Raw genomic sequence first — 13,170 nt, forward strand, 5'->3', positions numbered from 1 at the left:
CACCCGTACGAAAAAGGAACCGATCTCCCATGTCTCGTCGTAGCACCCTCGCCACCCTGGCCGCCCTCACGCTGGGTGCCGGCCTCGCGGTACTCCCCACCCAGGCCCAGGCCGCCACCGTGGTCGTCGCCAATGCCACCGACCTGGCGAACGCGGTCAAGAACGCCGCACCGGGCACCGTCATCCAGGTGCGCGGCGGCACCTACTACCCGACGGCCACCCTCCAGTCCACGGCCAACGGCACGTCCTCCTCGCCGGTCACCCTCACCGCGTACGGCTCGGAGACCGTCAAGATCGACGGTTCGAAGCTGCCCGCCGGATCCTGGATCCTCAAGCTCACCGCCGACTACTGGAACGTCTCGAACCTCACCTTCCAGAACTCCCCGGACAGCGCCGTCGTCTGCCAGTCCTGCACCGGCACCAACTGGAACAACATCAAGACCATCGACGGCGGCGACTCCGGCTTCACGCTCACCGGCGACGGCACCGTGAACAACACCGTGCGCAACCTCGACTCCTACGGCCACTACGACAAGGCCACGCACGGCGAGAACGCCGACGGCATCGCCGTGAAGTTCGGCTCCGGCTCCGGCAACCTCATCACCGGGGCCCGTCTGTACAACAACTCCGACGACGGACTCGACTTCTGGTCCTTCTCCTCGCCGGTCACCGTCGAGCACACCTGGGCGTTCGGCAACGGCAAGAACCGCTGGAGCGACTCCGCCTTCGCGGGCGACGGCAACGGCTACAAACTGGGCGGGGACGGGGAGGTGGTCGCCCACGTCATCAACAACTCGGCCGCCTGGGACAACGCCGGCAACGGCTTCACCGAGAACAGCAACAAGGGCGCCATCGTCATCAACCGGACCACCGCCTACGCCAACGCCAAGTGGGGCTACTACTTCGCGACCGGCTCGGCGAGGCTCGGCAGGAACCTCGCCGTGAGCAACGGGGGCGGGTCGGTGAGCAAGAGCTCGTCGGTGGCGTCGTCCGGCAACAACTGGGACTCAGGGATCGCGACCCCGGCCTTCCGGTCCACCAACGCCTCGACCACCTACAACGCCCGCCAGTCGGGCGGCGCGCTGCCCGCGACCAGTTTCCTGACCACGGGCAGCACGACGATCGGGGCGACGATGGACTGAGCCGGCGTCAGCGCCTGACCGGCTTGATCCCCTCCAGCGTCGGCACCACCGGCTTGATGCTGCCGTCGGCAGCGAACTGCATGCGGTCGACGGTGGTCTCGCGGTGCATGCCGTCGCCGCCGGGCAGGCCGGGGCCGCCCAGGGCGAAGCGGTGGTAGACCATGTACCAGTCGTCGGTGCCGGGGGTGTTGACCACCGAGTGGTGGCCGGTGCCGAGGATGCCGTACTCGGGCCGCTTCTCGAGGATCGTCCCGCGCTTGGTCCACGGGCCGAGCGGGGACGGTCCCGTCGCGTACGCCACGTGGTAGTTCTCGCTGCGGGTGTCGTCCTCCGACCACATGAAGTAGTACGTGCCCTTCCGCTTGATCACGAAGGAGCCCTCGCGGAAGTTGTCCGGGGTGATGTCCTTCACCTTCGAGGCGTCGAAGGACACCATGTCGTCGTTCAGCGGCACCACGTACCCGTGGCCGTTGCCCCAGTACAGGTAGGCCTGGCCGTCGTCGTCCGTGAAGACCGCCGGGTCGATCATCTGGCCCTTGAGGGAGCCGCCCTTGGCGACCAGCGGCTTGCCGAGCGCGTCCTTGAAGGGGCCCGCGGGGGAGTCCGCCACCGCCACGCCGATCTGCTGCTCGGCGCAGTAGTAGAAGTAGTACTTGCCGTCGCGCTCGGCGATCGCGGGTGCCCAGGCGTTCTTGTCGGCCCAGCTCACGTCAGGACCGAGGTCGAGGATGACGCCGTGGTCCTTCCAGTTGACCAGGTCCTTCGACGAGTACGCCTTGAACCTGGTGCCGCTCCAGCCCTGGAAGCCGTCCGTGGTCGGGTAGATCCAGTAGCGGCCGTTCAGGTAGTGGACGTCGGGGTCGGCGTTCAGGCCGGGCAGCAGCGGACTGCGGGTGGGCACCGCCTCGACCGTCCAGGTGCGCCTGGTGCCGTCGGCGGCCGTCACCGTGTACTTCTGCGGCGTGCGGAAGTCGCGCCGGGTGCCGGACTTCGGGCTGAGCTTCGCGCCCTCACCGGCCCACAGCTTCGGGGCGAGGCCCCGCAGATCGGCGTCCGGCCTCATGGGCAGGACGACCTTCGAGGCGCTGTCCGTGACGATCGCGTAGCCCTTCTGGTGCTTCGCCGTCGCGTCCACGACCGAGGTGGGGGTGGAGGGGTAGGCGGCCAGCAGGCGGTCGTACTCCTGCTGCGTCACCGGGAGCACCGTGCCGTGCCGGGGGCTCGCCGGGAGCTGGTAGTTCGTCGACGGGGTCCACTTGCCGGAGGCGAGGTCGGTGGTCTGGAAGGGCACGTAACCGCGGCCGCCGTACTCGTCGATGAACAGGTACCACTTCTCCTCGGTGTTCGACTTGAACACCGTCGGGCCCTCGCCGCGGTCCATGGCGCCCTTGCCGATGCAGTCGGCCACGAGGCCGTACGTCGTGGACGTCAGCGAGGTCGACTTCTCGCCGGTGATGAACTTCGAGCAGGGGCTGGAGGAGCTGGGATCCCGCTCGTCCTTGGTGTAGCGGTAGTACTCGTCCTCGTACTTCACGACGGTGGAGTCGATCACCGAGTAACCCGGGTCGTTCCAGATCTTCGGCTCGCTGAAGGTGCGGAAGTCCTTCGTGGTCGCGTACAGCATCTTGTTGTACGTGTCGCCCTTGTGGTCGGGGTCGTCGTCGGCGTACAGCTTCGACGCCCAGAAGACGACGTACTCACCGAGCTTGTCGTCCCAGTAGGCCTCCGGGGCCCAGGTGTTGCCCGCGCTGTCCGGCGAGACCTTCACCAGGCGCTGGTCGGTCCAGTGGACGAGGTCCGTGGACTCCCAGACCATGATCGACTTGCTGCCGTGCCGCTGGACGTCGTCCCAGCTGCCGCTGGAGTTCTGGTACATCCGCAGGTCGGTGGCGATCAGGTAGAACTTGTCGCCCTCGGGGGAGCGGATCACGAACGGGTCGCGCAGGCCCTTCTCGCCGGTCGTGGACGTCAGCACCGGCTTGCCGGCGTTCAGCTCACGCCAGTGCAGCGGATCGTTGCCGCGGCTGAGGGCGTAGCGGATCTGTTCGCCGTCGGCGGTGCCCTCGCCGGTGAAGTAGGCGAAGAGATAGCCGGCGTACGTGCTGTGCTTCACGGGCGGGGCTCCGGGGTCGGCGGTGCTGGGCGGCGCGGCGAGGAGGGTCACCAGGAGGCCGGTGAGGGCCAGGAAGGGGAGCAGGAGCGTGCGGGCGAGGCGGGGGCGCATGACACTTCCTGTCGGAGTGTGGGGGGTTCTGTTGGATAACAGCCTTCGGAGTTTCACCGGAGGGGCGCAGGGCGTCAACGGGTGTGCGTGAGGCCGGCGTTTCCGAAACTTTCGGGACACCGGGGCGCGACGCCTTCGACCGTCGGCTCGACGACGGAGTGGGAAAAGTCCCGCCACACGGCGACGCCCCCGTCGGTGCGAAGCGACGGGGGCGTCCTGCCGACCGGCCGAGGGGGGCTCGGCCGGTACCGTCCGGCCGTCCGGAGGGGGGCTCCGGAAGGCCGAGGTGCCGGGACGCCCGGCTGGGGGGCCGGACACCCGGCGTCCCGGTCGGCCCAAGGGGGGACGAGGGCCGACCGGAGTCACTGGGGCGAAGGACCTACTGGTAGCTGATGTCGGAGGCCGTGAACCTGCAGCTCTTGCCGTCCGGACCGGGCGGCGTCAGTTCCTTGGGCTCCTTGCCGGTGTTGTTGCCCTCGAAGCGCACACACGTCTTGATCTTCTTCTTGGTGTCACCGTGGATGCGGATCTTCGACAGCGTCGCCGTGTCGCCGTAGTTGGCGTTGACCCCGACGATGGAGTTCATCGGGGCGGTCACGTCGATGTCGCTGAGCACGATCGTGCGCTGGTACTGCGTCTTGCAGTTGCCGCAGGAGCGGACCAGTTTGCCGGCGTTCTGCACCTGGAAGCCCGACACGTTCAGCGTGCCTGCCCCGTTGAACTGCAGCACCTTGTCGTCGGCGTTCTTCGCGCCGCCGCCGACCACCTTGTACACCGCGGACGAGGACTTGCCCTTGAAGCTGGCCGCGTCCTCGCCGACGTCCGTCCACCACACGTTCTGCAGCGTGCAACTGCCCTTGCAGTGCACACCGTCCGCCGCCGGGGTGCCGATGATGACGTTCTTCAGGACCGCGCCGTCGGCCAGCTCGAAGAGCGGGTCCTGGCCCTCGTCCTGGCTGCCGCCGCCGAGCGCGCCGGTGCCGTAGAACATCTTCATCCCGCCGTCGCGCACACCGGAGACCGGGATGGTCTCGGACACGGGCGTCTTGCCCTTGTCCGTGGGCCACGCAGACGCCGCGCCCGCCGTCGACAGCAGCGACGTGGTGACGATCGCCGCACCCGTGATGCCGAACGCCGATACCGCGGCGATCATCGCCCGCCGCTTGGTGGTGCTGCGGCGGTGGCGGACGCGCTGTTGCGATGGTGCAGTCATGTACCGATTCCTCAGATGGGGGGTGGTCTTGCGGGTAGGGGTCGCCACCGGTGAGGAAAGGGTTGCCGCCTCTTCAGGAATTTTTCACGAGTCGCCGTCGGCCGCCGCGGCGAAGCCGCCGCCCGCCGACAGCTGACGCGACCCGGCCGTGGCCGTCACCGCGTAGCGGTCCCCGCCCGCGTCGCGCCCCCCGCGAGCGTGGCCGAACTGGCCGGCGAACACCCACTCGCCCACCGGGACCGTGCGGCCCTCCCTGAGGGTCCAGGTGTAGACGAGGAAGCCGTCCCGCTCGGCGACCGCGAGGCTGAAGTCGTCCTCGGGCAGGGAGCACCAGGCGCCCGCATCGGAGACCGAGCCGGTCTGGGCGACCCGCAACCGCACGGTCAGCGCGGTCAGTTGCTCCCGGGTCTTGAGCGTGACGTTGCTCTGCGCCCAGAAGTCGTTGCTGTGCGGGTCGACCGAGCCGTCCGACCACAGCGGGCCGTCCTCTGCCGCGGTGCGCGGCCGCCCGGCGGCCGGGGCGCTCGGCGTCCCCGACGGCGGGGGGCCGGACTCGCGGCGTTCGGGCGACCGGCTCGGTGCCGGCTTCACCGTCACCGGGGGTTCGGGGGCCCGGCTCGTCGCCTCCGGGGACGGCGTGGGCGCCGGGGTCGGAGAGGTCGCCACGTCCCGCTGCCGCGGAGCGGCCTCCTCCTTCACCGCGGACGCCACCGCATAGCCGCCCACCGCCAGGACGCCGGCGACCGCGGCGGTCGCCCCCGCCACCCGCATCCAGCCGAACACCGGCGGACGCACCGTCCGACGGCCGGAACCGGCAGGCCCGGCCATGCCGCGTTCGACCCGGGCCAGCATGCGCTCCCGGTCGGGCACGTGCGCACCGGCCGCCTCGTGCAACCGGGCGCGCACCTCCTCGTGCACGTCCCGCCGCATGCTCATCGGTCCCTCCCTCCGCCCTCACCGGTGCGTACGCCCTCCACAACCGGCGAGCAGCGGGGAGCGCCCAGCGTCGCGTGCATCCGCTGCGGCACGCCCTGCGTCCCCAGCAGCCGCTGGAGTTCGGCCATTCCCTTCGAGGTCTGGCTCTTCACCGTACCCACCGACACACCGAGCGCCAGGGCGGTGTCCTTCTCCGACAGGTCGAACGCGTGCCGCAGCACCACACAGGCCCGCTTGCGGAACGGCAGCCGGCGCAACGCCTCCTGCACGTCGACCACGCCCGCGACGTCCGGGTTCTCGGTGTTCTCCTCGCGCTGCGACCAGAACAGGGCGATGCGCCGCCGCTCGCGCACCGCGCTGCGGATCCGGGTGCGGGCCAGGTTGGCGACCACACCGCGCGCGTACGCCGCCGGATGGTCGGCCGCGCGCACCCGGTCCCAGCGGTGCCACAGCGCCAGCAACGCGTCCGCCGCCAGGTCGTCGGCGGTGTCCGACTCGCCGGTCAGCAGGTGGGCGAGGCGGGACAGTTCGGCGTAGTGACGCTCGAAGAAGGCGTGGAACTCCACGGAGGCGGCGTCGTCGACGACCGTGCCCACGGGCGACCTCTCCTCCCAGCGGCTGCGGGCGCTCCCGGCCGGGGCACCCTGTGGGTTCCATGTAGATGACATGTGATCATCCGGGGGAGGCCCGGACGAGATCGGGAAGCGTAGCAGCGATCGTCGAACAGTTCGTACGGGGCTTCGAACAGCGTGTGGCGGGCCGGACTCTGATTCCGTAACACGGCGAAAACCTGAACAGGGTTCAACCCAGGCACAATCCGGCCAGCATCCGCACACCGATCACCCAGGCACCGAGGAGCACGCGCCATGACCGAACCCCAGCAGGTCACCGACCGGCCACCCGCCACGGCACCGCCGGCGAACGGCGTCGACCGGTTCTTCAAGATCTCCGAGCGAGGCTCCACCTTCGGCCGGGAGATCCGCGGCGGCTTCGCCACCTTCTTCACGATGGCCTACATCCTTGTCCTGAATCCCATCATCCTGGGCAGCGCGAAGGACAAGTTCGGGCACCAGCTGGACACCGTGCAACTCACCACCGCCACCGCCCTGGTGGCCGCGGTGATGACGATCGTCATGGGCGTCGGCGGCAACCTGCCCCTCGCGCTCGCCGCCGGACTCGGTCTGAACGCCGTGGTCGCCTTCCAGATCGCCCCGCTGATGAGCTGGGACGACGCGATGGGCCTGATCGTCCTCGAAGGCCTGCTGATCTGCGTGCTGGTGGTGACCGGACTGCGCGAGGCCGTCATGCACGCGATACCCCAGCCGCTCAAGCAGGCGATCAGCGTCGGCATCGGCCTGTTCATCGCCTTCATCGGCTTCGTCGACGCCGGGTTCGTCAGTCGCATCCCGGACGCCGCGAACACCACCGTGCCCGTTCAGCTGGGCGGCACCGGCACCCTCGCCGGCTGGCCGATGCTGGTCTTCTGCCTCGGCGTGCTGCTGACGATCGGACTGCTCGCCCGCAAGGTCAAGGGCGCCATCCTGATCAGCATCGTCACCATGACCGCGCTGGCGATCGTGATCAACTCCCTCGCCGACATCAAGTCCTGGGGCCTGACGACACCCTCCTGGCCGGACAACCTCGTCGACGCCCCCGACTTCGGGCTCATCGGCCACTTCGACCTGCTCGGTGCCTTCAGCGCCCCCGGCGTCGGCGTCATCACCGTCGTCCTGCTGATCTTCACGCTGATCCTGTCCGACTTCTTCGACACCATGGGCACGGTCGTCGGCATCAGCGCCGAGGCAGGCCTGCTCGACGAGGAGGGCAAGGTCCCGAACCTCGGCCGGGTGCTGCTCATCGACGGTGCCGCCGCGGTCGCGGGCGGCGCGGCCTCCGCCTCCTCGGCGACCTCCTACATCGAGTCCGCCGCCGGTGTCGGCGAGGGCTCGCGCACCGGCTTCTCCAACCTCGTCACCGGCGGCCTGTTCGCTCTCGCGCTGTTCCTGACCCCGCTGCTCACCATCGTCCCGCTCCAGGCGGCCGCCCCCGCCCTGGTCGCCGTCGGCTTCCTGATGATGACCCAGGTCAAGCACATCGACTGGGACCGCTACGACATCGCCATCCCGGCGTTCCTCACGATCGCGGTGATGCCGTTCACCTACTCCATCACCAACGGCATCGGCGCCGGTTTCCTCGCCTACGTCGTCATCAAGACCGTGCTCGGCAAGGCCAAGGAGGTGCACTGGCTGCTGTGGGGGACCTCGGCGCTGTTCCTCGTGTACTTCGCCATCGATCCCATCGAACAGCTCCTGGGAGCGAAGTGACACCGGGACCGCGATGACATGAGGACGGGCCGCCCCCGGGGGGAAGGGGGCGGCCCGTCTCGTCTGTACAGACGCCTTGTCCGCGGCGGAGGTTCAGTGGCGGAGGCTCAGTCCTTGAGCGCGGCCTGCATCATCGCCTTGGCGACCGGCGCCGCGAGCCCGTTGCCGCTGACCTCCGAGCGGGCCGCGTTCGACTGCTCGACGACGACCGCCACGGCGACCTCCTTGCCCGAGGAGTCGGACTTGCCGTACGAGGTGAACCAGGCGTAGGGCACCTGGCTGTTGTTCTCGCCGTGCTGGGCCGTACCCGTCTTGCCGCCGACGGTGGCGCCCGGCACCTTGGCGTTCGTGCCCGTGCCCTTGTTCACGACCGTCTCCATCGCCGACCGCAACTGCTCGGCGGTCGAGGAACTGACGATCTCCTTCGTGCCGGCGTCGTCGTCGTAGTCCTGCAGCACATCACCCCCGCTGTCCGTGATCTGCGAGACCATGTGCGGCGACACCAGCTTGCCGCCGTTGGCAATGGCCGCCGACACCATGGCCATCTGCAGCGGGGTGGCCGTGACGTCGAACTGGCCGATGCCCGTCAGCGCCGTCTGCGACGGGTACATGTCCGACGGGTACACGCTCGTGTAGGCCCGGACCGGCACGTCCAGCTTGTCGTCGTCGAAGCCGAACTTGTCGGCCATCGCCTTCACCTTGTCCTGGCCGAGCTTCACCGCCATCTTGGCGAAGACGTTGTTGCAGGAGTACTCCAGCGCCGTCCGGATGGTCGCGTTCGTGCAGGGCGCGTTCGGGTTCTCGTTGGTCAGGTCCCGGCTGGTGCCCGGCAGTGTGTACGGGTCCGGGCTGTCGGTCTTCTCGTCCACCGACGAGTACAGCCCGTCCTCCAGCGCGGCCGCCGCCACCACCAGCTTGAACGTCGAGCCGGGCGGCAGCGGCTGCCGCAGCGCACGGTTGACCAGCGGCTTCTCCGGATCCGTGGTGAGCTTCTTCCAGGCCGCGCCCGCGGTGTTGGCGTCGGTCAGCGAGGAGGGGTCGTACGACGGCGTCGACACGACCGCGAGGATCTTCCCGGTCTTCGGGTCGATGGCGACGGCACCGCCCTTCTTGTCGCCGAGCGCGGCGTAGGCGGCCTTCTGCACGTCCGGGTCGATGGTCGTGACCACGTTGCCCGGTTCGGCGCGCTGGTTGGTGAGTGTGTCCATCACGGACTTGAGCCGGCTGTCCGTGCCGTTGAGCAGGTCGGTGTAGATGCCCTCCAGCTGAGTCGGGGCGTACGCCTGCGACGCGTAACCCGTCACCGCCGCGTACAGCGGGCCGTCCGTGTACGTCCGCTTGTACTTCAGGTCGCCCGTCTTCGTCGGCGTCGAGCCGGTGATCGACCGGCCGCCCACGATGATGTTCCCGAGCGGCGCCGAGTACGTCTCGATCGCGTTCCGCCGGTTGTCCTTGTCGTCTGCCAGCGCCTGACCCTCGTAGAACTGCACCCAGGTCGCCCTGACCAGCAGAGCCAACACCAGGAGCAGCGAGAAGACCGAAGCGCGCCTGATCGTCTTGTTCATTCCGAACAGGAGGACGAGCCACGCCGGGCGGAACGTTCCCGTCCGTCCTGGTTTCTCATCCGACGGGCCGGTTTTCTCATCCGCCGTTCAGAATCCCGGCCTCGTACGCGGCGATCACCGCCTGCGTGCGGTCGCGGGTGCCGGTCTTGGCCAGGACCGCCGCGACATGGGACTTCACCGTGGCCGGCCCGACCTCCATCAGCCGGGCGATCTCCGCGTTGGTCAGGCCCCGCGCCATGTGCCGCAGCACTTCCCCCTCGCGTCCCGTGAGCTTCGCCACCCAGGCGGGCGGCGCCGGGTGCGCGCGGGCGTGCTCGGTCGCCAGGGCGCGCACGGCCGCCGGGAACAGCAGGCTGTCGCTGCGCGCCACCAGCCGGACCGCCTGCACCAGCGCGTCGGCGTCCGCCCGTTTCAGCAGGAACCCGGCGGCTCCGGCGCGCAGCGCGTCGTACACGTAGGAGTCGTTCTCGAAGGTCGTCACGACGACGATCCGGGGCGGCTCGTCCAGGGTGGCGAGGATCTGCTCGGTGGCGCGGATCCCGTCGGTCTGCGGCATCCGGACGTCCATGAGGACGACGTCCGGCCGCAGCTCCCGCACGAGCGACACCGCCTCCACGCCGGTGGCGGCCTCGCCCACCACCTCCAGGTCGGGCTCGGCGGAGAGGATCGCGCGCAGCGCGGTGCGCACCATGCGCTCGTCGTCGGCGAGGACGACACGGATCGGGGCCGGGCGGGTCATGGGGGTCCTCTCATACGGGTTCACGCGGGGGCAGCTCATGGGACGAGCCGTGCGGGTCCTGTCGAGCGGTTCCTCTCATACGGGACGGTCGTGTGGTTCCTGTCGCTCGGTCCCTTTCGTGCGGGTTCGCTCATGCGGGACGGGCCATGCGGGCCCTGTCGAGCGCTCCCTCTCACAGGGGACGGTCGTGCGGGCCCTGACGTGCGGTTCCTGTCAGGCGGGTCCCCTCATCGGCAGGCGTGCGTGCAGCCGCCAGGTCCGTGCCGGGGTAGGTCCCGCCGCCGCGGTGCCGCCGAGCAGCCTGGCCCGGTCGGCGATGCCGCGCAGCCCGTGGCCACCGCCGGCGCGGGAGGATGCGGGGCCGGTCACCGGATTCTCCACGATGATCTCCAGGTCCCCGCCCGCCACCGCGATCCGCACCTCCACGGCGGCCCGCTCACCGGCGTGCTTGAGGGCGTTGCTCAGCCCCTCCTGCACGATCCGGTAGGCCTCACGGGACAGCAGCGGGGGAAGCGCCTCCGGGTCGGCGTCCACCGCGGCGCTCACCCGCCGTCCGCCCGCCCGGGTACGTCGCAGCAGCCCGTCGAGGTCGTCGGCGAGCGTCGGCGCCGGTGCCGTGCCGGGGACGTCGCCCTCACGCAACACGCCCAGCACGGCGTCGAGTTCACCGACCGTCCGCCGGGTCGTGTCCTCGATCGCGGCGAGGGCCTCCCGTACGAACTCCGGGTCGGAGTCCAGGACCCGGCGGGCCGCGCTCGCCTGCAGGGTGACCGCGCTCAGGGCGTGGCCGACGGAGTCGTGCAGCTCGCGCGCCAGCCGGTTGCGCACCGCGAGGTCGGCCGCCCGTGCCTCGGCGGCGGCGAGCCGCTCGCGCGGAGTGGGACCGAGCAGCAGGGGCGCCCAGCGGGCCAGCAGCGCTCCGCAGCCCGCCGCGCAGCCGGCGAGGGCGGCCAGCGACGCCGCGCCCGCGACCGGGGCGAGCGCCAGGACCCAGGCGTGGTCGAGGACTTCGGGCAGCCCGAGCCGGTTGCCGCGCACCGCCACGAGGACCGGCAGCACGATCAGCGTGACGGCGAACGGTGGCAGCGCCAGCGACATCCCCGCGATGACCCCGCCGAACCCGAGATGCAGCGTGAACCAGGCAGCCGTACGGCCCTTCTCGCCCCGTGTGCGCGCGGGCCCGAGGGCGAGCCGGTCCGCGTCCACACCGCACAGCCAGCGCACGGCGGCCGACGCCAGGGGCCGGGTCAGCGGGAACAGCGAGGTGACGGCCGCGAGTGGCAGACCCAGGCCGAACGAGGCGAGTTGGAGGGGAAGGGAGCCCAGGACGTCCGTGGCGCCGGTGGCCGGGCCGATGACCACCGAGCCGACCAGGACGTACGGCACGGACAGCGCACCGCCGAGAACCAGATGGATCCAGCGCAACCGCGCCCGCCGGCCGAACAGCAGCCGGGCACCGCTCATGCCGAACGCCGCGCGGCCCCGGCCGAGCGCTCCGCGAAGGGGTGGACACCGATGACGGCGACGAGCAGACCGACGGGCATCAGACCGGCGCGGGTGAGGTGCCGCGACGGCACGGGCGGGTCGGCGAGGTCCGTCGCGCCGACGGCGGGGGCAGCGACAGCCCCCCGCCCCGTCACAGGAGTGGGAGGAGCGATCGACCGGGTCATGCGAGCAGGTTCCCGCGAGGGAGGCCGCGGGCGCATCCTGCCCGGCGACGATCCGCCTCCGCCGGACGGAGGAGGGGACTTGAGTGTCTCAGCCCTCCAGGATGAGCACCGTCTCGTCGATCTCGGCACCCCGCGCCGGGGCGTGTCCCCGGGCCCCCGCGACCACCCGGAACCCGCACTTCTCCAGCACGCGCAGCGACCCCGCGTTGTCCGACGCCGCCCGCGCGTACAGAGGGCGCTCGGGCACCTCGGCGAGCAGCGCCCGCAGCGCCTGCGTGGCGATGCCCTTGCCCCAGTAGGCGCGGTCGATCCAGTAGGTCACCTCGCGCTCGCCCGGTATCCCGTACACCGCCGCGCTGCCGACCACGTCACCGTCGGCCAGGACCGTACGGGCGACTACGTCGGGCGAGGAGCGCTGCCGGGACCACCGGGTGTCGAAGGCGGCCCGGTCCGCCGGATCCTCCGGGGTGAAGGCCGCCATGCTCAGCGACTCGGGGTCGTTCATCTGCCGGAAGAAGACCGGCAGATCGCTGTCGTGGACCGCGCGCAGCTCGACATTCATGTCTCAGAGCCTACGGGTGGCCAGTGTCAGCCGGTCCCTCGCGTCGAAGAGCGCGTCCTTCACCAGCTGCTCGTGCGCCGGGGTCAGCCGCGCCACCGGGACCGAGCAGCTGATCGCGTCCCGCGCCGGGGTGCGGTACGGGATCGCCACGCCGAAGCAGCGCAGCCCCAGCGTGTTCTCCTCGCGGTCCACGGCGAAGCCCTGCTCCCGCACCTGACGCAGCTCCTCGATGAGCTTCTCGCGGTCGGTGATCGTGTGCTCGGTCAGCGCGGGCAGCGACTCCGGGAGCAGCTTGCGGATCTGCTCGTCCGAGTACGTGCTCAGCAGCGCCTTGCCGAGGGACGTGGAGTGCGCGGGCAGCCGGCGGCCGACGCGGGTGAAGGGGCGCAGGTAGTGCTGCGACTGGCGGGTGGCCAGATAGACGACGTTCGTGCCGTCGAGACGGGCGAGGTGGATCGTCTCGGTCGTGTCGTCCGAGAGCCGGTCCAGCGTCGGGCGGGCCGCGGCGACGACCTCGTCACCGTCGATGTACGACGTGCCCACCAGCAGGGCCCGCACCCCGATGCCGTACCGCGTGCCCGTCGCGTCGGTCTCCACCCAGCCCAGCTCGACCAGGGTGCGCAACAACATGTAGAGGCTGGACTTGGGGTATCCGACGGCCTCCTGGACCGCCGCGAGGGAGTGCATGCCGGGGCGTCCGGCGAAGTATTCGAGCAGTTCAACCGTTCGCACCGCGGACTTGACCTGTGCCCCGCCGCCCGTCTCGCCAGCCGACATCGCCCTTGACCCCTTCGT

The 13,170-nt window shown here is 70.4% G+C and carries 12 protein-coding genes; 2 read left to right on the forward strand and 10 right to left on the reverse strand.

The genetic code is table 11. The features are described 5' to 3' along the window. Positions 1 to 29: 29 nt before the first annotated feature. On the forward strand, positions 30 to 1,142 hold the full coding sequence (locus AB0B29_RS23155; protein WP_362242810.1) for a right-handed parallel beta-helix repeat-containing protein: 1,113 nt from the start codon (positions 30 to 32) through the stop codon (positions 1,140 to 1,142). Positions 1,143 to 1,149: 7 nt separating this feature from the next. Here AB0B29_RS23155 and AB0B29_RS23160 read toward each other — a convergent pair whose 3' ends face one another. The 4 genes from AB0B29_RS23160 to AB0B29_RS23175 form a co-directional block, all read right to left on the reverse strand. Next, entirely contained in the window at positions 1,150 to 3,366 is a 2,217-nt protein-coding gene (locus tag AB0B29_RS23160; RefSeq protein WP_362242813.1) for a family 43 glycosylhydrolase, read from the reverse strand. Positions 3,367 to 3,745: 379 nt separating this feature from the next. Then, a complete protein-coding gene (locus AB0B29_RS23165) occupies positions 3,746 to 4,579 on the reverse strand; it encodes a pectate lyase (RefSeq protein WP_362242816.1) in 834 nt (277 codons plus the stop codon). An 84-nt stretch (positions 4,580 to 4,663) separates the two neighbouring features. Then, positions 4,664 to 5,515, reverse strand: a complete 852-nt coding sequence (locus AB0B29_RS23170) for a hypothetical protein (protein WP_362242819.1) — start codon at positions 5,513 to 5,515, stop codon at positions 4,664 to 4,666. Next, positions 5,512 to 6,111, reverse strand: a complete 600-nt coding sequence (locus AB0B29_RS23175) for a SigE family RNA polymerase sigma factor (protein WP_362242822.1) — start codon at positions 6,109 to 6,111, stop codon at positions 5,512 to 5,514. The genes AB0B29_RS23170 and AB0B29_RS23175 overlap by 4 nt, the downstream gene beginning before the upstream one ends. A 270-nt stretch (positions 6,112 to 6,381) precedes the next feature. Here AB0B29_RS23175 and AB0B29_RS23180 point away from each other — a divergent pair, with 270 nt between their 5' ends. After that, the gene (locus AB0B29_RS23180; protein WP_362242825.1) at positions 6,382 to 7,839 is read left to right on the forward strand and encodes an NCS2 family permease; all 1,458 of its coding nucleotides are present in this window, start codon (positions 6,382 to 6,384) and stop codon (positions 7,837 to 7,839) included. A gap of 107 nt (positions 7,840 to 7,946) precedes the next feature. Here the strand turns inward: AB0B29_RS23180 and AB0B29_RS23185 are convergent, their stop codons facing one another. The 6 genes from AB0B29_RS23185 to AB0B29_RS23210 form a co-directional block, all read right to left on the reverse strand. Next, positions 7,947 to 9,404 (reverse strand): peptidoglycan D,D-transpeptidase FtsI family protein, encoded by a 1,458-nt coding sequence (locus AB0B29_RS23185; protein ID WP_362242828.1) that lies wholly within the window; start codon positions 9,402 to 9,404, stop codon positions 7,947 to 7,949. 76 nt (positions 9,405 to 9,480) lie between these two features. Beyond that, entirely contained in the window at positions 9,481 to 10,143 is a 663-nt protein-coding gene (locus AB0B29_RS23190) for a response regulator transcription factor (RefSeq protein ID WP_362242831.1), read from the reverse strand. 213 nt (positions 10,144 to 10,356) lie between these two features. Then, positions 10,357 to 11,607, reverse strand: a complete 1,251-nt coding sequence (locus AB0B29_RS23195) for a sensor histidine kinase (protein WP_362242833.1) — start codon at positions 11,605 to 11,607, stop codon at positions 10,357 to 10,359. After that, positions 11,604 to 11,813: a hypothetical protein gene (locus AB0B29_RS23200; RefSeq protein WP_362242836.1), complete on the reverse strand. Its 210-nt coding sequence runs from the start codon at positions 11,811 to 11,813 to the stop codon at positions 11,604 to 11,606. The genes AB0B29_RS23195 and AB0B29_RS23200 overlap by 4 nt, the downstream gene beginning before the upstream one ends. A gap of 88 nt (positions 11,814 to 11,901) precedes the next feature. Continuing rightward, a complete protein-coding gene (locus AB0B29_RS23205; protein WP_362242839.1) occupies positions 11,902 to 12,375 on the reverse strand; it encodes a GNAT family N-acetyltransferase in 474 nt (157 codons plus the stop codon). Between the two features lie 3 nt (positions 12,376 to 12,378). Further along, positions 12,379 to 13,152, reverse strand: a complete 774-nt coding sequence (locus AB0B29_RS23210; protein ID WP_362242841.1) for an IclR family transcriptional regulator — start codon at positions 13,150 to 13,152, stop codon at positions 12,379 to 12,381. Positions 13,153 to 13,170: the final 18 nt, after the last annotated feature.

The organism is Streptomyces tibetensis, assembly GCF_040647715.1.
GTDB classification, from domain to species: Bacteria; Actinomycetota; Actinomycetes; order Streptomycetales; family Streptomycetaceae; genus Streptomyces; species Streptomyces tibetensis_A.

Excerpts from the sequence above, each read along its gene's own strand:
- AB0B29_RS23165 (WP_362242816.1), bottom strand. The coding sequence starts at position 4,579 with ATGACTGCACCATCGCAACAGCGCGTCCGCCACCGCCGCAGCACCACC.
- AB0B29_RS23160 (WP_362242813.1), bottom strand. The coding sequence starts at position 3,366 with ATGCGCCCCCGCCTCGCCCGCACGCTCCTGCTCCCCTTCCTGGCCCTC.
- AB0B29_RS23200 (WP_362242836.1), bottom strand. The coding sequence starts at position 11,813 with ATGACCCGGTCGATCGCTCCTCCCACTCCTGTGACGGGGCGGGGGGCT.
- AB0B29_RS23155 (WP_362242810.1), top strand. The coding sequence starts at position 30 with ATGTCTCGTCGTAGCACCCTCGCCACCCTGGCCGCCCTCACGCTGGGT.
- AB0B29_RS23190 (WP_362242831.1), bottom strand. The coding sequence starts at position 10,143 with ATGACCCGCCCGGCCCCGATCCGTGTCGTCCTCGCCGACGACGAGCGC.
- AB0B29_RS23195 (WP_362242833.1), bottom strand. The coding sequence starts at position 11,607 with ATGAGCGGTGCCCGGCTGCTGTTCGGCCGGCGGGCGCGGTTGCGCTGG.
- AB0B29_RS23210 (WP_362242841.1), bottom strand. The coding sequence starts at position 13,152 with ATGTCGGCTGGCGAGACGGGCGGCGGGGCACAGGTCAAGTCCGCGGTG.
- AB0B29_RS23205 (WP_362242839.1), bottom strand. The coding sequence starts at position 12,375 with ATGAATGTCGAGCTGCGCGCGGTCCACGACAGCGATCTGCCGGTCTTC.
- AB0B29_RS23180 (WP_362242825.1), top strand. The coding sequence starts at position 6,382 with ATGACCGAACCCCAGCAGGTCACCGACCGGCCACCCGCCACGGCACCG.
- AB0B29_RS23185 (WP_362242828.1), bottom strand. The coding sequence starts at position 9,404 with ATGAACAAGACGATCAGGCGCGCTTCGGTCTTCTCGCTGCTCCTGGTG.
- AB0B29_RS23170 (WP_362242819.1), bottom strand. The coding sequence starts at position 5,515 with ATGAGCATGCGGCGGGACGTGCACGAGGAGGTGCGCGCCCGGTTGCAC.